The sequence below is a fragment of the Dechloromonas sp. TW-R-39-2 genome (genome assembly GCF_016864195.1).
GTDB lineage: Bacteria > Pseudomonadota > Gammaproteobacteria > Burkholderiales > Rhodocyclaceae > Azonexus.
The window spans coordinates 1764957-1782963 of record NZ_CP045202.1; the positions used below are offsets into that span (position 1 = coordinate 1764957).

The following is an 18007-nucleotide window of genomic DNA, read 5'->3' on the forward strand; positions in this document are numbered from 1 at the left end:
ATCAAGCGAGTGATGATGTGATGGCCGGCGTCCGCGCCTGTATCAAGACACTGTCCCTTCGTCAGGCTCTGGCCTGGATGTTGGCCGTGGCTGGAGGTCTGTGCGTGCGCAATGGTGAATATCTCCAGTGGTTAGGCGTTGGCTTGCTGTTTCTCTCGGTTTTTTTTTCTGATCAACTTGCATCTCGGTCTGCGGGCAGGTTTGCTGTCGATCGATCGCTTCGCCCTTGAGCTTTCATCTGGGCGCCTGATCGGGCGAATCGATCCTGCATCGGACGGTGTGCTGGGTCCGTTGGCCGAGCGCCTGAATGGCACGGCGCGTTCTTTGTGCGAGCTTTTTCTGACTTTTTCACGCATGGCGCAGGAAATATCCAGCGTGGCGGCCGAGAGCAGCGTCAATGCCAATGGCGGCAACGATGGTGTTCGTCAGCAGCGTGACATTACGCTGTCTTCATCGGCTACCTTGGCGCAATTGACCGTCAGTCTCGGCATGACCCGCGACCGGGCGCAAGTTGCCGCCGGGGCTGCGCAAGCTTCTGGCGAAATGGCTTTCGCCGGTGTGGACCGGGTCAACGCCCTGGCATCCAGTCTTGATAATTTGACGGCCAATGTTCGTCAAACCTCTGATAGTGCCGCGCGTCTTGGTCAGCGCTCACGCGAAGTCGATGCGATTGTCGAGTTGATCGCCGAAATTGCGGCCCAGACAAATCTGCTGGCACTCAATGCGGCGATCGAGGCGGCACGCGCCGGTGAGCAGGGCCGGGGTTTCGCCGTCGTGGCCGACGAGGTGCGCAAGCTGGCTGAACGGACGAGTAATGCGACCAGGGATATTGGCCAGCGTATCGGTGGCATGCGGATCGATGTCGATGAAATGATCCATTCAATGGCAGAAACAAGCGTCCGTGCGGCATCGAGTCTGCACGACGCGGGGGAAGCGGTCGATGATCTGCATCGCGTTGAAAGCAATGCCCGGCAGACCTTGGCGCTGATCAACGATATTGCGGCGGCCAGTCGTGAGCAAAGCGAGGCTGGGAAAGACGTGGTGCGCGACATCGAACAGGTTGCCACCCTGGCGGATGCCAATGAATGCCTGGTTCGCTCGAATAGCGAACTGTCCCGCTACTTGAGCGAATTGGCGGTCTTGCTCAATACGGCCTTGAAAAAATACCAATACGAGTGAGCCTGCCATGGATCTGATCCTGTACTCAATGCTGATTGTGGCGCTGCTCATCGCGCTGATCTCCTTCATGATTTATCGCCAGCGCAATTGGCTGAGCAGTGGTCAATCGATCGAGCAGACCCTGGCCGCCTGTCGTTCCCTGCTGGCCCTGATTGCCGGTATTCAGCAACATCGGGGCATAAGTTCGGCCTGGCTGGCCGGTGACCAGAGCTTCAAACCGCGGCTTGATGCAAAGGCACGCGAGATTGAACACCTGATTCCCTTGCTGCGAGATGCCGCACGCGAAGAGGGGCGGCGGGCACATCCTTGCCTGACATTGAACGAGCTCTCCTTGTTTCAATTCAACTGGACAAAAATGCGCGACATGTTGCGTGGTTTGTCGGTTGAGCAAAGCATTGCCCAGCACAGTTTCCTGGTTGATCAACTGCTCAAGTGGCTGGGGGCGATTGGTGAATCCAGGGTCGAGCTGGTGCTGGGTCAAAAGTGTGAGCGTGGCTTGGTGCGCAATTACGCCAGCCGTTTGCCGGCCTTGACCGAGTGCCTGGGACAGGCACGTGCGTTGGGCACCAGTGTGGCGGCCAAGCAAGGATGCTCTGCCGTCGCTCGTGTGCGCCTGATGTTCCTGATTGCGCGTGCCGAGGCCTTGCTCAGCCAGGCGGCCGAAGCCGGTGGGCAGGGACGCAAGGCCGAGCAGGCAAAGGCAGCTGTCCAGGAAATGGCGCGTGTCGTACGTACCCAGATGCTGCTCAGTTCAAGCATTTCGCTGCCCGCCCCGGCGTATTTTGCACTCGCCACGACGGCGATCGATAGCGTGTTCTCATGGATTGACGAGTGCGGCACCCAGATAACCCAGGCGTCACTCCGGAGGCAAGGTGCTCAGCAATCAGTCTTGTTGCAGCGTGTCTGAGACCGGATTTTTCAAGGCCTTGTCGCGTACTGTGTTCTGTCGTCCGGATTACCCGGATGACGTTGATGATGTGCCGGATATGGCAGCCCTGTTTGCCCAGCTTGACGGCATGCTCTTCCGTTGCCGGGTGGATGAGGCCTGGACCCTGCTGTCGGTCAGTCCCGGTTGCCGTGAGCTCACCGGTTACTGCGCCGCCGAACTGCTTCAGGACCGGCTTTGTTCGCTTGAAACCTTGACCCACCCGGAGGATCGTTCGGTGGTTCGTGGAACGATCATGGCCGCGCTGGAGACCGGCTCGCGCTATCGGATTGAGTACCGGATCATTGGTCGCGACGGCGAAGAAAAATGGGTGCTTGAGCGCGGTGTTGGCGTTACCGGCGAAGCTGGAGAACGTATTCTCGAAGCTTATCTGGAAGATATTACCGATCGGGTGTTGGCGCATCTCCAACTGGCTGAAACCGAATTGCGCTACCGCAGCATTTTTGAAAACTCGGTGGTCGGCATGTTTCAAACCACCGAGAGCGGGCGCTATCTGGCCGCCAACCAGGCACTGGCAACGCTTTATCGCTACCCGACGCCGGAGGACTTGATCAGTAGCCTGGCCGATATTTCGACCGGTTTGTATATCGATACCCGGCGGCGTGACGAATTCAAGTGCATGATCCAGCGCGATGGGCGGGTGATTGATTTCGAGTCGGAAATATTGTGTCGCGATGGCCGGAGGATCTGGATTTCGGAAAATGCCCATGCCGTCTTTGCCGCCGATGGAAGCTTGTCTTACTACGAAGGAACGGTGGAGGACATTACCGAGCGGCATCGCTACCAGTCCGTCCTGCAGCATCAGGCGACGCACGATCCACTGACCGCGCTGCCCAACCGGAATTTGCTTGAGGATCGGCTGGGTCAGGCGGTTCTGGCCGGAGAACGGCAGGGCGGCAAAGTGGCTTTGGCCTTTGTTGATCTCGATAATTTCAAAGTTATCAACGACAGCCTGGGACATGCGGTTGGCGATCAGCTGTTGATCGAAATTGCCCATCGTTTGCGGACAGCCCTGCGCGGCGTCGATACCGTGGCCCGCTACGGGGGCGATGAATTTGTCTTGATCATGGGCGAGCAGGCTGTACGTGAGGACACGGTGCATTTGCTCGAACGCGTTCTCGATGCGGTCCAGGCGCCGCTGATGCTTGAAGGACACGCCTTGCGCATGAGTTGCAGTATCGGCGTCAGCGTTTATCCCGATGACGCGACGGATCTGGATGGTCTGCTGCGGATTGCCGACGTGGCGATGTATCACGCCAAGGAGAGCGGCAAGGGACAATACTGTTTCTATACCCGGGACCTGAATCTCGCGGCACAAGAGCGTTTTGCCCTTGAAACCGCGTTGCGGGCCGCCATCGAGCATAACGAACTGGCCGTCGTTTATCAGCCGAAGGTCGATAGCCTGGGCCGTGTTCAGGGATTCGAGGCATTGGTCCGCTGGAATAGCGCCGGTCAAGGACTGGTCACGCCGGACCGCTTCATTCCACTGGCCGAGGAAACCGGGCAGATTCTTGCGATTGGTGAGCAGGTGCTGTACGCCGCCTGTCGCACGGCAGCCAGTTGGCCGTTGATTGAGGGCCGGGCTTTGAGTGTGGCAGTCAATCTTTCGGCCCGGCAGCTCAAGGAACCGGGCTTGGTGGCCTTGGTGGCCGATGCCCTGAGTGTTTCGGGCTTGCCTCCCGAGTGCCTGGAACTGGAAATCACGGAAAGCATGATCATGGGCGATGTCGAGCACACCATTCGTGTGCTGCGCTCGATCAAGGCGCTGGGCGTGAGGATTGCGGTCGACGATTTCGGCACGGGCTATTCCTCCTTGAGCTATCTGCAGCGGTTGCCGATCGATACCCTGAAAATCGACCGCTCCTTTGTCTCGGGTTGCGATCAGGGTGGGGCAGTGATGGCCATTCCGCACGCAATCATTTTTCTCGGTAAAAGCCTCGATTTGCACATCGTGGCCGAAGGCGTCGAAACGGCTGCCGAGCGTGACATCCTGACGCTTTGCGGATGCAATGAATTCCAAGGCTATTATTTTTCCCGACCGATGCAACGTGCTGCGGTCGACGAGTATCTGATGGCAAAAACCGCCTGTTTCGACAAAGGGGTTTTACCGCGCTGATTGACCGGTCGTGTGACCGGCCTGTTTTCTCTGTCTTTCTGGGTTTGATGCGTTCCGGCTAGCGCATATTTTTTTGTCATTTCGGCGTAGAATGGGATTGTTGCGTTGCAGCAATCGGCGGCTCCGATTTATCCCGGAGTTCGTTTTTCTGCCTGCCGGAGAGCAGATGCAGACAAAAACAGGGAACAGCACATGAACCAGATGCTTACCATCGACGGCAACGAAGCCGTTGCGCACGTGGCATTCCGCGTGTCCGAAGTGATCGCCATCTACCCGATCACCCCCTCGTCCGGCATGGGCGAACTGTCCGACGAATGGGCGGCGCAGGGCAAACCGAATATCTGGGGCAGCGTTCCCCGCGTCGTCGAGCTGCAATCGGAAGGCGGCGCGGCCGGCACGGTGCACGGCGCCCTGCAGGCCGGTGCGCTGGCCACGACCTTTACCGCCTCGCAGGGGCTGCTGTTGATGATCCCCAATATGTACAAGATTGCCGGGGAACTGACGCCGACCGTTTTTCACGTCGCGGCCCGCGCCATTGCGACGCATGCGCTGTCGATTTTTGGCGACCACTCCGACGTGATGTCCACGCGTGCAACCGGCTTTGCGCTGCTCGCCTCCAATTCGGTCCAGGAAGCGCACGACATGGCGGTGATTGCCACGGCGGCGACGCTCGCCGGGCGTATTCCGGTGCTGCATTTCTTCGACGGATTCCGCACCTCGCATGAAGTCGCCAAGATTGCCACGGTCGACGACGCGGTTTTGCTCAAAATGCTGCCGCAGGAACAGATCGTCGCCTTGCGCAGCCGGGCCTTGTCGCCGGAGCATCCGGTATTGCGCGGTACGTCGCAGAATCCGGATGTGTTTTTCCAGGCCCGTGAAGCGCAGAACCCGTGGTTCGATGCTTTCCCGGCTATCGTACAGACGGCAATGGATCGTTTCGGTGAACTGACTGGCCGCCATTACAAGCTGTTCGATTATGTCGGTGCGCCGGATGCCGAACGCGTCATCATCCTGATCGGCTCGGGGGCCGAAACGGTGCAGGAAACCGTTGAACACCTGAATCGTCAGGGCGAGAAGGTCGGCCTGCTCAAGATCCGCCTGTTCCGCCCCTGGGCGCCGACTGCCTTGCTCGCGGCGCTGCCGGCGACGACGCGGCAGATTGCCGTGCTTGACCGTTGCAAGGAACCGGGGGCCGAGGGCGAGCCGCTGTACAAGGATGTGCTGGTTGCGCTGGCCGAGGACATGGCCAACGACGCGCCGCGTTTCGCCGTCCTGCCGAAGGTGATTGGCGGACGCTACGGCCTGGGTTCAAAGGAATTCAACCCGGCCATGGTTTTGTCGGTTTTTGCCGCGTTGACCGTGACAGCACCGCTCAAGCGCCGGTTTACCGTTGGCATCCACGACGACCAGACTGGCCTGTCGCTGCCTTTCGATCCAGCCTTCCGCACCCGGGCAGCGCACGAAACCTTTGCCGCCGTGTTCTATGGCCTGGGTTCCGATGGCACGGTGTCGGCCAACAAGAATTCGATCAAGATCATCGGTGACGAAACCGAGTTGTATGCCCAGGGTTACTTCGTTTATGACTCGAAGAAATCCGGCGCGATGACCGTGTCGCACCTGCGTTTCGGCCCGCAGCCGATCCGCTCGGCCTACCTGACCGGCGAGGGCGATGCGAAATTCGTCGCCTGCCACCAGCCGCTTTTCCTCGAAACGCATGATTTGCTGGCGCATGCCGCGCCGGGCGCGGTTTTCCTACTCAATACGCATTTGCCGGCTGACAAGGTCTGGGCGTCTCTGCCGCCGGCGATGCAGCGTCAGATGCTGGCCAAAAATATCCGGTTCTATGTGATCGATGCTTATCAGGTGGCGCTCGAAGCCGACATGGGGCGACGGATCAATACCGTGATGCAGACCTGCTTTTTCGCCATTTCCGGGATCTTGCCGCAAGAAACTGCGATTGCAGCGATCAAGCATGCGGTTGAAAAAACCTATGGCCGCAAGGGACGGCGTATTGCCGAATTGAACTGCCGGGCCATCGACCAAACCGTGGCCTGCCTGCATCAGGTCGATTTTGCCGGGCAGACAGTGTCGACCGCGGTAGTTGAAAGTGCCGGGCGACAGGCCAGCGACTTCGTTCGTCGGCTGACCTTGCCGTTGATTGCCGGCAAGGGCGACAGCCTGCCGGTTTCGCTCTTTCCGGTTGATGGCACCTGGCCGACCGGTACGGCCAAATACGAAAAACGTAACCTGGCCTTGCAGATTCCGGTTCTCGAAGCCGATCTGTGCACCCAGTGCGGCAAGTGCGTTTTCGTCTGTCCGCATTCGGCCATCCGTGCCAAGGTCTTCCCGGCCGAACTGGCTGATGTCGCGCCGGCCAGCTTCAAGCACATGCCGACGCGGAGCAAGGATTATCCGGCCGGCTGGCACATGAGCTACCAGGTCGCGCCGGAAGATTGCACCGGCTGCACGCTGTGTGTTGATATTTGCCCAATTCGCGATAAATCGAATGTTTCGCGCAAGGCGTTGAACATGGCCGACCAGCCGCCGCTGCGCGTGCAGGAAGCCGGGAACTGGGATTTCTTCCTCAAGCTGCCCGATTACGACCGGCGCATCGTCAAGCGCGGCACGGTGCCGGGCGCTGCCTTGCTCCAGCCGTTCTTCGAGTTTTCCGGCGCTTGCGTCGGCTGCGGCGAAACGCCTTACATCCGCCTCGCCACGCAGTTGTTCGGCGACCGCATGCTGGTCGCCAATGCCACCGGCTGTTCATCGATCTACGGTGGCAACCTGCCGACCACGCCGTACACCACCGATGCCCATGGTCGCGGCCCGGCCTGGAACAACTCGCTGTTTGAAGACAATGCCGAATTCGGCCTGGGCATGCGCCTGGCGACCGATCAATTGGCCGAGGCGGCACGTACGCAGTTGCGTGCGCTGGCTCAGGATGTTGGCGATGAGCTGGTCGCTGCCTTGCTCGATGCGGACCAAGGCAGCGAGGCCGGCATTCACGAACAGCGCGAGCGGGTGGCTGAACTGCACATCCGGCTTGGCCAGCTGGCCACACCGGCTGCCACATCGCTGGCTGCGGTGGCCGAGTACCTGGTCAGGCGCAGTGTGTGGATCATCGGCGGCGACGGTTGGGCCTACGACATCGGCTTCGGCGGTCTCGACCATGTGCTCGCCTCGGGGGAGAACGTCAATATCCTGGTACTCGATACCGAGGTTTATTCCAATACCGGCGGCCAGAATTCCAAGGCCACGCCGCTGGGGGCCGTGGCCAAGTTTGCCGCGGGCGGCAAGGCGAATCGCAAGAAAGATCTGGCCAAAATCGCGATGGACTACGAAAACGTTTTCGTCGCCCAGGTCGCTTATGGCGCCAAGGATGGTCATACGCTCAAGGCTTTCCTCGATGCGGAAAGTTATCCCGGCGTCTCGATCATCATCGCCTACAGCCCGTGTATCGCGCACGGCGTCGATATGTCGCACAACCACAGCCAGCAGGATCTGGCCGTTAAGTCCGGCCACTGGCCTTTGCTGCGCTACGACCCGCGCCGGCGCGAGCAGGGGAGCAATCCGTTGTCGGTCGATAGCGCCGCACCGAGCGTGCCGTACCGCGATTTTGCCCGCAACGAGGCGCGTTTCACCGTGCTTGAACGACAGCACCCGGAAGCTGCTTCTCGCTTCATGGACATGGCTGGGCAGAACGCCCGCGTGCGCCATCAGGAATATGTCGAACTGGCCGGGCTGGCCTTGCCGGAAACGGCGATCGAACCACAAGCGGTGGCCGACGCCGATGACCAGGGAGCGAAGCATGTCTGATCTATCGACCCATTATCTTGGCTTGAAACTGAAAAATCCACTGGTTCCGTCGTCTACGCCGCTCAGCCACAGGCTCGATGCCATGCTGCATCTTGAGGACGTCGGTGCGGCCGCCATCGTCATGCATTCCTTGTTCGAGGAGGATGTACGCAATGACGAACGGATGATCGATCGTTTTCTGATCAACCCGGATTCATTCGGCGAGGCGGCAGGTCACTTGCCTTATGCCGGTGATTACCAGAGCAGGCTCGATGCTTATCTCGAACAGATCCAGACGCTCAAGTCGCGCCTGGCCATTCCGGTGATCGCCAGCCTTAATGGCTCGTCGCTCAGCGGCTGGGTCGAGCTGGGTAAGGAAATGCAGGCGGCCGGTGCCGATGCACTTGAGCTGAATGCCTGGTACATGCCGGGAGATCCGAAAATTTCCGGCGAGGCGCTGGAAGATCACTACATTTCCTTGCTGCAGGAGCTGAAATCGGTGGTCAGCATCCCGGTCACGATGAAACTTTCGCCCTTTTTCTCGTCGCTGCCGCATTTCGTGCAGGCGGTTGAAAAAGCTGGCGCAGCCGGCGTGTCCTTATTCAACCGGTTTTTCCAGCCGGATATCGATTTAGCCTCTTTGACGGTGGTCGACCGCGTCACGCTGTCGAGTTCGGCCGATGTGCTGCTGACCATGCGCTGGATTGCCATCTTGCGTGGCCGGACCCGGCTGACACTGGCGGCGACGGGGGGCGTGCACTGTGCCGAGGATGCATTGAAGATGCTGCTGGCCGGCGCGGATGTCGTGCATCTGGCCAGTGCCTTGTTGCAGCGCGGTCCGCAGGCGCTGGCCGATATTCTGCGCGGCATGCGTTTGTGGCTTGAAGCCAACGAATACGAGTCGGTTGGTCAGTTGCAAGGCGCGATGAGCCAGCAGAATCTGCCTGATCCCAGCGACTTTTCCCGTGCGGCCTACCTGCATGCCATCGACGCGTTCACCCCGCCGGCCGGCGTGCGTTACTGAGTCGTTGATTGTTACCCGGAGGCGCTCGGTTCAGATCGATCCCTTGATCAGGCTGTGGGTCGCGTCGAGTGGCGAGTCGATGTCGAGCAGAACACCGGGGTCGTCGACCGGGCAAAGCGTCAGCAGGGCGCGCTGAGCTTCGATGATGGTCTTGCCGCCGTGGTCGCCCTGCAAGGCGAGCAGATCGCTTCGGAAGCGGGCGGAAAAGCCGACCGGATGGCCCGGTCGACCGGCGTGGCTTGTCCGGGCGAGAGGGGCGCCGGCCTGCAATGCCTGCAATACGGCGGCGTAACTGTCGAGTGTAATTGCCGGCATGTCGGCCAGCGCAATCAGCCAGCCGGCGGCTTGCTGCGATGCGGCGACGCCGGCTGCCAGGCTGTGTCCCATGCCACCAGCCGCTGTCGGGCAAACGACCACGGCTAAACCGGCTTCTCTGAATTGCGCCGCGAGTTGATCATCGTCGGGGCGAATAATCGCGATGCTGTTCGGGCAAGCTGCGTGCAGGCGACGTGCCGCCGCCAGTGCCATCGGCGTGCCGTCCGGCAGGGAATGCCGGCGCTTGTCGCTACCAAAGCGCCGGCTCATGCCTGCGGCGAGCAGCAATCCGGTTACCGGGCTCACGGGATACGGCAGGCGTGAGGGTCGTTGATCACAATGCGCGGACGGGCGCACACCCCGTTTTTCTCCGACGTCATTTCAGCCAGGATGGATACCGCGATTTCCGGCGGGGTCCGGCTGCCGATGGGCAAACCGACCGGCCCGTGCAAGCGGTCGACTTCAGAGGCGGAAAGATCGAAGTATTCAAGGAGCCTTGCCCGTCGTTTGTCATTGTTGGCATGCGAGCCCAGTGCGCCAACATAGAAGGCCGGCGATTTCAGTGCCTCCAGCAAGGCCATGTCGTCGAGTTTGGGATCGTGGGTGAGGGCGACGACCGCACTGCGCGGGTCCAGGTTGAGTTCGATCACGGCGTCGTCCGGCATGCCGGCAACGTAATGTGTGCCGGGAACTTGCCAGGTATCGGCGTATTCACTGCGCGGATCGCAGATATGAACCCGGTAGCCAAGCGCAAGCGCCATCGTGGCCAGATAGTGCGAAATTTGTCCGGCGCCGATGATCAGCAATCGCCAGGCCGGACCGTGTGGCGTGGTCAGTTTCTCACCGTCCCACTGCAGGTTATCGGCGGCACTGCCAGGGCTGATCGTGACGCAGCCGCTACCCAGGTCGACGCTGCGCAGGGCCAGTTGGCCGGCGCTCAGGCGTTCCGCCAGATCGGTCAGCAGGGCCTGTTCGGGGGCGGGTTCCAGCACGAGTTCCAGCGTTCCACCGCAAGGCAGGCCAAAGCGATGGGCTTCGTCGGCGCTGACCCCGTAGCGCACGATGCGCGGCATCGTCTGGCCGGCAAATTCGCCGGCCAGGATACGCTGGATAAGGTCGTCTTCGATACAGCCGCCCGAGACCGAGCCGATGACCTGACCATCGTCGCGGATGACCATCCAGGCGCCGGGCGGACGGGGAGCCGATCCCCAGGTGCGGGCCACCGTGACCAGTGTGAAACGGTGGCCCCCGGCCGACCAGCGCAGGGTGGCTTCGAGTACCTGCATATCCAGACCATCCATGTCACACCGCCAATTCTTGAGTGTTGAACGGCAGATTGCGCAGGCGCTTGCCGGTGGCTGCAGCGATGGCATTGGCGACGGCGGGCAGCACCGGCGGCACGCCGGGTTCACCGATGCCGGTGGGTGCGGCTTGTGACGGGACAATATGAACTTCGACCTGCGGCATGTCGCCCATTCTCAGCGGTGCGAAACTGTCGAAGTTCCCTTGCTCGACCTTGCCGTCCTTGAGCGTGATGGCAAAATTCATCGCACTCAGCCCGAAACCAATGCCGCCTTCGATCTGCGAGCGGATGTTGTCGGGATTGATCGGTGTACCGCAGTCGACCGCGCTGACGATGCGGTCTACCTTGATTGCGCCGTTTTTATGGATGGTGACTTCGGCGACGTGCGCCACGCAGGAGTTGAATGATTCATGGACTGCAACACCACGCCCGCGGCGCTCGCCCGGCTTGGCCGGTAAAGGCGTTGCCCAGCCTGCTTTTTCGCTGGCCAGCCTGAGCACTGCCGCGTGGCGCGGATGCTTGTCGAGCAGTTCCAGACGCAGTGCGACCGGGTCCTTGCCGATGGCCTGTGCCACCTCGTCGAGAAAAGTCTCGGTCGAAAATGCCGTGTGCGACGAGCCGACCGAGCGCCACCACAGTACAGGCACAGCAATATCGGTCGGCGTGTGCAGGTCGACTGTCAGGTTGGGAATGGCATAGGGCAGGTTGGCGGCCCCTTCGACCGATACGCCATCGACCCCATCCTTGACCAGGAATGCCTCAAACGGCGAACCGATCAGGATCGACTGTCCGACCAGTCGGTGCTGCCAACCGGTGAGCCGGCCCTGGGCATCGATCGATGCCTGCAGGTTGTGGTGGAACAGCGGACGATAGTAGCCTGCCCGCATGTCGTCTTCGCGCATCCAGACCAATTTGATGGCCGGATTGCCCGGCAGGCGGCCGTGGGTTTTTTTGACGATATGCGCCGCCTCGACCAGATAGTCGACGTCCTTGGAGGCTCGTCGCCCGAAGCTGCCGCCGGCATAGAGCATGTTCAGCTTGACTTGTTCCGGCTTCAATTCAAGCACCTTGGCCAGCACGGCCTGGTCAATGGTGTGGAACTGTTCGCCATTCCATACTTCGGCACCATCCGGGTTCAACTTGATGACGCAATTCATCGGCTCCATGGCTGCGTGGGCCAGGTAAGGGAAATCGTAGCTGGCCTGGATGACCTTGGCGGCACCGGCGAAAGCGGTATCCGTATTGCCGACCTGCCTGGCAAGCTTGCCTGGCGCCTTGGCCAGTGCCTTGTAGCGAGCGAGGATTTCATCGCTGCCGAGCTTGAAGGCGGTGCTGTCGTCCCACACCACGTTCAAGGCGTCGCGGCCTTTCTTGGCGCTCCAGGTGTCCTTGGCCAGCACGGCGACGCCCTGCGGAATTTGCACTACGTCGACCACGCCCTTGATCTTGCGCGCCTTGCGGTCATCGAATGACTTGACCCGGGCGCCAAACAGCGGCGGGTGGGCAACGACCGCAACCAGCATTCCCGGTAGATGAATATCCTGAGTGAATTGTGCCGTGCCGTTGGTTTTTGCCGCACTGTCCTTGCGGTTGGCCCGCTTGCCGATCAGTTTGAAATCCTTCGGGTCTTTGAGTTTGATGTCGCTGGGGACGGCTTCATGGGCTGCCTCTGCTGCCAGTTCGCCAAAACTGGCTTGCCGTTGGCTGGCCGGATGGCTGACCACGCCGTCGCTGACGGTGATTTCGCCTGCGCCGACTTGCCAGCGTCGAGCCGCTGCATTGACCAGCATGGCACGGCCAGCAGCGCCGGCTTGGCGCAATTGTTCCCAGGAATTGGCCATTGCGGTACTGCCGCCGGTGCCCTGGGTCGGGCCCCAAAACAGATTGTTGTAGCGCTTGGCATCGGCCGGTGCGCCTTCGATACGAACCTGCGCCCAGTCAGCGTCAAGCTCTTCGGCAACAATCGTGGCCAGTCCGGTGTAGCTGCCCTGGCCCATTTCAAGGTGCTTGGCAATAACGGTCACGCTGTTGTCTGCACCGATATGCAGAAAGGCGTTTGGTTCGAAGGTGACGTTCGTCGCCAGACCGATACCCGCCTTGCCTGGTCCGGCCGCCGGAAGTTTTTCGGCTGCCCCGGCCGGGAGAATGAAGCCCAGTGTCAGCGCTGTGCCGCCTTGGAGAAAGCGTCGGCGGCTGACGTTTTCCAGTGCGCCGCCGGCCGGGGTTTCGGTGCTTGATGCATTCAGTTTCTTGCTCATGGGGGTGTTCCTCAGGCCAAGGATTTGGCGGCGTCGTGGATGGCGCTGCGGATGCGGACATAGGTGGCGCAACGACATAAATTGCCTGACATGGCAGCATCGATCTCGGCATCGCTCGGGTTCTTGTTGCCGGCCAGCAAGGCCACGGCGCTCATGATCTGGCCCGACTGGCAGTATCCGCACTGCACTACATCCAGCTTGCGCCAAGCTTCTTGTACGGCCTGGCCGACCTTGCCGGAATCTACATTTTCGATGGTGGTCACCTTGCGCCCGACCGCCGCAGAAACAGGCAGCACGCACGAGCGGGTGGGGGCGCCGTCGAGATGCACCGTACAGGCGCCGCACAGTGCCTGGCCGCAGCCATACTTGGTGCCGGTCAGTTGCAGGGTGTCGCGCAGGGCCCAGAGCAGCGGGGTGTCCGGATCGACATCGATGTTCACCTCTTTGCCGTTGATATTGAGTTTGATCATCTGCGGGGTCCTCTTCGGGTTGGCTGGCCGGCATCGATGATGGCCGGACGGGTCGTTTTGCTGGTGCCTAGTGTCAGGCAGTCGCGGCGCTGGCCGATAACATAAAAATTGGTATTTATTGCCTAATAATCCAGAAGTTTCTGGAAGCGGCTCGCCTAATGAGGTCTAAGCGGCTAACCTGAATACCCGGATTTGTCCGCCAGAAAGAACATCCAATGGATCAGTCGATTGTGACGCCGAGTGCGTTTGAAAGTTTCAACAGCACCTCAATGACGACCTTTTCAGCGCAACGCAGCGAGATGGTCGAGTTGATCGAACGTCACTGTGCCGCGGTCGACCGGCAGGAAACGGCCATTCCCGGCCTGGTGCTGTTCCGTGGCTGTGTTGCCGACAAGCAGACTTGTGCCGTGGTCAACTCGGCGTTTGCGATGATTGCCCAGGGGGCAAAACGTATTTTGGTGGGCGATCAGGTCCATGACTATGACACGCGGCACTACATGATTGCCTCGGTCGAATTGCCGGTCTCATCGCGCGTCACCATCGCCAGTCCGACCGAGCCTTACCTTGGCCTGGCAATCAGCATCGATCCGCTTAAAATCGCCGAACTGGTTACCAGCATCCCCAAAAACGGGCCTAAAAACATGGTCGACCGCGGCTTTGGGGTCGGCACTCTGGATGCCGACATCCAGGGGGCGGCGTTGCGCTTGCTGCGTTTGCTGGATACGCCGGACGATATTCCGGTACTTGCGCCGATGATCGAGCGGGAGTTGCTTTATCGCCTGCTGACCGGTCAGCTCGGTTCCTTGCTGCAACAGGCTGTGACCGTCGGCAGCCATAGCCAGCAAATTGTCAGGGCCATCGACTGGCTCAAGAATAACCTGGCAAAAACAGTCACCATCGACTACCTGGCCGATCTGGCCAACATGAGTAAATCGTCGCTGCATCACCACTTCAGGGCGCTGACTTCGATGACGCCGGTGCAGTATCAAAAGCAGTTGCGCCTGCATGAAGCGCGCCGCCTGATGCTCAGCGACCGGCATGATGCGGCCAGTGCCGCGCATCGCGTCGGTTACGAAAGTCCCTCGCAATTCAGTCGGGAATACCGTCGCTTGTTTGGCTATCCACCAGGGCGCGATGTCGCCCAGTTAATGGCGGCCGGCACATCGGTCGATGGTGTTTCAGGATAAGGGCAGATTCGTTTGATTAAACGTCAGCCTGCGTGCTGCGCTGATTTTGTGCATGCTTCGGCAGGTATAATGAGAAATTGCTACTTTCAGGCGTTTGCCATCCATGAATACTGATGTGAATTATCAAAATAACCCTTTGCATGGCGTTAGTTTGAAATCATTGCTGACCGAAATTGTGAATTATTACGGCTTTAAAATTCTATATGCCTATTTGAATATCAATTGTTTCAACAGCAATCCCAGTATTGAATCCAGCGTCAAGTTTCTCAAGAAAACCGATTGGGCGCGCGAGAAAGTCGAAGCTTTTTATTTGTATCAATTCAAGGGCTTGCCGCGTGCCTCCGACGAGCAATTTGAATTGCCACCGAGAGATCGGGTTATTCCCCCGGATCAAGTACCGGGTGCTCCCGCCGAATTGAGTCTGGAAGATGCCGAGCGACTCAAGGAGAAGCGTGCCCGAAAGGCTGCCCTGCACGATTCGGATGCGCCGCGTGAACGGCGATTCAACAACCGGGAGTCGAATTCTCCACGGCCATCAACGACCGGCGATGCCGATCCATGGGCCAAGTGGAGAAAGTGAATCGTTGTTTTCCGGTATTAAAAATCGATTCTCGGCGATCGATTTCTTAGCCGGATATATTCATTCCAGATATTCGATCATCAGCTGCGGTGATTCGACACCCATGTATTCATTGATCGACAGGCGATAAGCCGCACGGGTCCGGCTGCCGGGCTGGGTGCTGAAATTGAACTGGATGGCATCAAGCTTGGCGTTGCCTTTGCGCAAACGCAATTTGAGATGCTTTTCCTTGAGCACGCGCTGTTGCTCGACATCAAACTCATCGACGAACAGCGGTGCAGGGAAGCCCTGGCCCCACACCTCATTTTCGAGCAGCCGGGCTGTTTCCAGCGAGATGTAGCTCCCTTCGAGTGCGCCATCGGTTTCCAGCGTGCGGGTCAGGTCGGCCGGATCGAGTAGTTCGCCGGCGATTTCGGCGAAAAGCTGGGCGAAGCGTTCGAAATTTTCTTCGCGCAAGGTCGCGCCGGCGGCCATGGCGTGGCCACCAAAACGGAGCAGGATGCCGGGGGCACGCTTGGCGACCAAGTCGAGCGCGTCGCGCAGGTGCAAGCCGGGAATCGAGCGGCCGGAACCCTTGACGATGCCACCTTCGCTGCGCGCAAAAGCGAACACCGGGCGATGCAGTTTTTCCTTGATGCGCGAGGCGAGGATACCGACGACACCTTCATGCCATTCCGGCTCGAAGAGCGCGATGCCGGCCGCCGGGTTGTCCATGTCCATGGCTTCGAGCAGGATCAGCGCCTGATCCTGCATGCCGGCTTCGATTTCGCGCCGGGTGCGGTTCAGGGTGTCGAGTTCCTGGGCGATCTGCATGGCTCGTCCGGCATCGTTGGTGATCAGGCATTCGATACCGAGACGCATGTCGGCCAGCCGGCCGGCAGCATTCAGGCGTGGCCCGATCAGGAAACCGAGGTCGAAGGCCGAGGCGCGTTTCGGATCGCGGCTGCTGGCCTTGAACAATGCGGCGAGGCCGGGTTGCAGGCGGCCGGCGCGCATGCGCTTGAGGCCTTGGCTGACCAGGATGCGATTGTTGCGGTCGAGCTTGACGACGTCGGCCACGGTGCCGAGGGCGACGAGGTCGAGCAGGTCGGCAAAATTGGGTTCCGGACGGTCGCTGAAAAAACCTCGCTCGCGCAATTCGGCGCGCAGGGCGAGGGCGACGTAGAACATGACGCCGACACCGGCGATGCATTTGGACGGAAAGTCGCAGCCTGGCTGGTTTGGATTGACGATGCAGTCCGCCTCCGGCAGCGTTGCGGCGGGTAGGTGATGGTCGGTGATCAACGTGGCGATGCCGAGTTCCCTGGCGCGGTCGACGCCCTCCAGACTGGCAATTCCGTTATCGACGGTGATGATCAGGTCGGGCGACTGTTCCGCCGCCAGATCGACGATTTCCGGCGACAGGCCGTAGCCGAACTTGAAACGGTCCGGCACCAGGAAATTGACGTCGGCCCCCAGCGCCTTCAGGGCGCGCATGCCGACAGCGGTGGCCGTGGCGCCGTCGCAGTCGTAGTCGCCGATGATCAACATCCGGGCTTCAGCCTCGATGGCGTCGGCCAGGATGTGCGCCGCCTGATCGGTATTGGTCAGCGCCGCCGGCGGAATCAGCGATTTCAGTTCGTAATCCAGTTCAGCCTTGTCGGTCACGCCGCGCGCCGCATAAAGGCGGGCGAGCAATGGATGCAGGCCTTGCTGTTCGAGTTGCCAGACCGTGCGCGGTGCGCTGTTGCGGGTGACGATGCGGGTCAAGACGATTTCTCTCCAGCCAGTTGTTCGGCAATCTGCCTTGGCGAGCGGCCCTTGCGCCAGAATTTCCAGCGGTCGCCGGCGCTGAGCTGATATTCAAGCTGGCCGTAAACGGTCGGGGCGATGATGGTCAGTGCTTCAACTTTTCGGCCGAGTTGCTTGCGCAGCGGGGCAAACCAGTTTTGCTCAAGCGCTTCGCTGGATCGACGCCAGCCATTGCTGTCTTCATAGAGGACGGGAGATTGCAATGAATCAAGTACAACCAGTGTTGACGAGCCAGTCGGGTGCTTGGCAAGCAAGGCATCGAGACCGGTCGGGCAGGCTTGCGGGCTGAGGCCGCTGGCCAGAGACAGGCCGATGGCCAGTGGGTTGTCAGTGCAGACGGCATCGAAAGGCGGACGGCCGAGGGTTGGCAGGCTGCCGGTTCCCCACAACCACAGGCTGTTGACCGCCGGTTTGCCTTGATTCTGGCGGGCCTCGTTGACCGGGTGGCCGTGCAGGAACATCTGGACTTCATTCAGCCAGCGGGTGAGCGGTGAGTTTTTGCCGGATAGTTCGCCATCAACACGGCGACCGGCCACGGCGGAAATCGGCTTGACGGCATGGTCGACCGCACTGTTCAGGCGCAGATACCAGCGACGTGAGGTGGCGGCGTGAAACTGGCCGATATCGGCAAATTCACTGTTGAGCGAGGCGATAATGGCTTGCGCTTCGGCGTCGTCGAGGTCGAATGCGCCGGCATCGGCCAGAATGATGCGTTCCTGATGAAAGCGCAGATGTACCGGATCAGCACACAGCCAGCAGCCATCCTGTGCCGTTTGGCCGGATTTTTCGCCCAGCAGGCGTAGCGGTGCGAAAGCGTCGAGGCCGGGCTTGAACAGATTGCTCAGCGCCAGTTCGAAGGGCTGGCGTGCCTGTCGGGAAAAACGGGCGCGTGCTTCAAGCCAGGAAAGGCCGTCGGTCGGCTTTTCTCCCAGGGCGATTTGGTCGGCTGGCTCGGGCCAGATCAGTTCAGGAACAAGCAGGGTGAGACGCACGGATCGCGGGGCCAGACAGGGTGGGGAGAACGGATGAGTGTACCATAGCGC

General features: G+C 60.3%; 13 protein-coding genes. 7 read left to right on the top strand and 6 right to left on the bottom strand.

Features of this window, described 5'->3' with window-relative positions; all coding sequences use genetic code 11:
* Nucleotides 1-177: 177 nt before the first annotated feature.
* The 5 genes from GBK02_RS08415 to GBK02_RS08435 all read left to right on the top strand — a co-directional run bounded on the left by GBK02_RS08415 (nt 178) and on the right by GBK02_RS08435 (nt 9060).
* The gene (locus GBK02_RS08415; RefSeq protein ID WP_203466240.1) at nt 178-1179 is read left to right on the top strand and encodes a methyl-accepting chemotaxis protein; all 1002 of its coding nucleotides are present in this window, start codon (nt 178-180) and stop codon (nt 1177-1179) included.
* A gap of 7 nt (nt 1180-1186) precedes the next feature.
* On the top strand, nt 1187-2086 hold the full coding sequence (locus tag GBK02_RS08420) for a nitrate- and nitrite sensing domain-containing protein (RefSeq protein ID WP_203466241.1): 900 nt from the start codon (nt 1187-1189) through the stop codon (nt 2084-2086).
* Between the two features lie 19 nt (nt 2087-2105).
* The gene (locus GBK02_RS08425; protein WP_239002949.1) at nt 2106-4241 is read left to right on the top strand and encodes a bifunctional diguanylate cyclase/phosphodiesterase; all 2136 of its coding nucleotides are present in this window, start codon (nt 2106-2108) and stop codon (nt 4239-4241) included.
* Between the two features lie 192 nt (nt 4242-4433).
* On the top strand, nt 4434-8057 hold the full coding sequence (nifJ, locus tag GBK02_RS08430; protein ID WP_203466242.1) for a pyruvate:ferredoxin (flavodoxin) oxidoreductase: 3624 nt from the start codon (nt 4434-4436) through the stop codon (nt 8055-8057).
* A complete protein-coding gene (locus tag GBK02_RS08435; RefSeq protein ID WP_203466243.1) occupies nt 8050-9060 on the top strand; it encodes a dihydroorotate dehydrogenase-like protein in 1011 nt (336 codons plus the stop codon). Before nifJ ends, GBK02_RS08435 begins: the two co-directional genes overlap by 8 nt.
* A gap of 30 nt (nt 9061-9090) precedes the next feature.
* Here the strand turns inward: GBK02_RS08435 and GBK02_RS08440 are convergent, their stop codons facing one another.
* The 4 genes from GBK02_RS08440 to GBK02_RS08455 are packed head-to-tail and all read right to left on the bottom strand — an operon-like array spanning nt 9091 to nt 13406.
* Entirely contained in the window at nt 9091-9681 is a 591-nt protein-coding gene (locus tag GBK02_RS08440; protein WP_203466244.1) for an NTP transferase domain-containing protein, read from the bottom strand.
* A complete protein-coding gene (locus tag GBK02_RS08445; protein WP_203466245.1) occupies nt 9678-10676 on the bottom strand; it encodes an XdhC family protein in 999 nt (332 codons plus the stop codon). The genes GBK02_RS08440 and GBK02_RS08445 overlap by 4 nt, the downstream gene beginning before the upstream one ends.
* Nucleotide 10677: 1 nt before the next feature.
* The gene (locus GBK02_RS08450) at nt 10678-12936 is read right to left on the bottom strand and encodes a xanthine dehydrogenase family protein molybdopterin-binding subunit (RefSeq protein ID WP_203466246.1); all 2259 of its coding nucleotides are present in this window, start codon (nt 12934-12936) and stop codon (nt 10678-10680) included.
* Nucleotides 12937-12947: 11 nt separating this feature from the next.
* Nucleotides 12948-13406, bottom strand: coding sequence for a (2Fe-2S)-binding protein (locus GBK02_RS08455; RefSeq protein ID WP_203466247.1), 459 nt, complete (start codon nt 13404-13406; stop codon nt 12948-12950).
* A gap of 215 nt (nt 13407-13621) precedes the next feature.
* On the opposite strand from GBK02_RS08455, the gene GBK02_RS08460 reads away from it, so the two are divergent.
* Together GBK02_RS08460 and GBK02_RS08465 are read left to right on the top strand one after the other, a co-directional pair.
* Nucleotides 13622-14593, top strand: a complete 972-nt coding sequence (locus GBK02_RS08460; RefSeq protein ID WP_203466248.1) for an AraC family transcriptional regulator — start codon at nt 13622-13624, stop codon at nt 14591-14593.
* Between the two features lie 103 nt (nt 14594-14696).
* The gene (locus tag GBK02_RS08465) at nt 14697-15173 is read left to right on the top strand and encodes a VF530 family DNA-binding protein (RefSeq protein ID WP_203466249.1); all 477 of its coding nucleotides are present in this window, start codon (nt 14697-14699) and stop codon (nt 15171-15173) included.
* A gap of 60 nt (nt 15174-15233) precedes the next feature.
* Here the strand turns inward: GBK02_RS08465 and recJ are convergent, their stop codons facing one another.
* Together recJ and GBK02_RS08475 are read right to left on the bottom strand one after the other, a co-directional pair.
* Entirely contained in the window at nt 15234-16922 is a 1689-nt protein-coding gene (gene recJ / locus GBK02_RS08470; RefSeq protein WP_203466250.1) for a single-stranded-DNA-specific exonuclease RecJ, read from the bottom strand.
* Nucleotides 16919-17956 (bottom strand): hypothetical protein, encoded by a 1038-nt coding sequence (locus tag GBK02_RS08475; RefSeq protein ID WP_203466251.1) that lies wholly within the window; start codon nt 17954-17956, stop codon nt 16919-16921. The genes recJ and GBK02_RS08475 overlap by 4 nt, the downstream gene beginning before the upstream one ends.
* Between the last annotated feature and the right edge of the window lie 51 nt (nt 17957-18007).

What these genes read in the sequence shown, in the direction of transcription:
- GBK02_RS08420 (WP_203466241.1), top strand. Translation starts at nt 1,187, where the DNA reads ATGGATCTGATCCTGTACTCAATGCTGATTGTGGCGCTGCTCATCGCG.
- nifJ (WP_203466242.1), top strand. Translation starts at nt 4,434, where the DNA reads ATGAACCAGATGCTTACCATCGACGGCAACGAAGCCGTTGCGCACGTG.
- GBK02_RS08435 (WP_203466243.1), top strand. Translation starts at nt 8,050, where the DNA reads ATGTCTGATCTATCGACCCATTATCTTGGCTTGAAACTGAAAAATCCA.
- GBK02_RS08445 (WP_203466245.1), bottom strand. Translation starts at nt 10,676, where the DNA reads ATGGATGGTCTGGATATGCAGGTACTCGAAGCCACCCTGCGCTGGTCG.
- GBK02_RS08450 (WP_203466246.1), bottom strand. Translation starts at nt 12,936, where the DNA reads ATGAGCAAGAAACTGAATGCATCAAGCACCGAAACCCCGGCCGGCGGC.
- GBK02_RS08455 (WP_203466247.1), bottom strand. Translation starts at nt 13,406, where the DNA reads ATGATCAAACTCAATATCAACGGCAAAGAGGTGAACATCGATGTCGAT.
- GBK02_RS08460 (WP_203466248.1), top strand. Translation starts at nt 13,622, where the DNA reads ATGGATCAGTCGATTGTGACGCCGAGTGCGTTTGAAAGTTTCAACAGC.
- GBK02_RS08465 (WP_203466249.1), top strand. Translation starts at nt 14,697, where the DNA reads ATGAATACTGATGTGAATTATCAAAATAACCCTTTGCATGGCGTTAGT.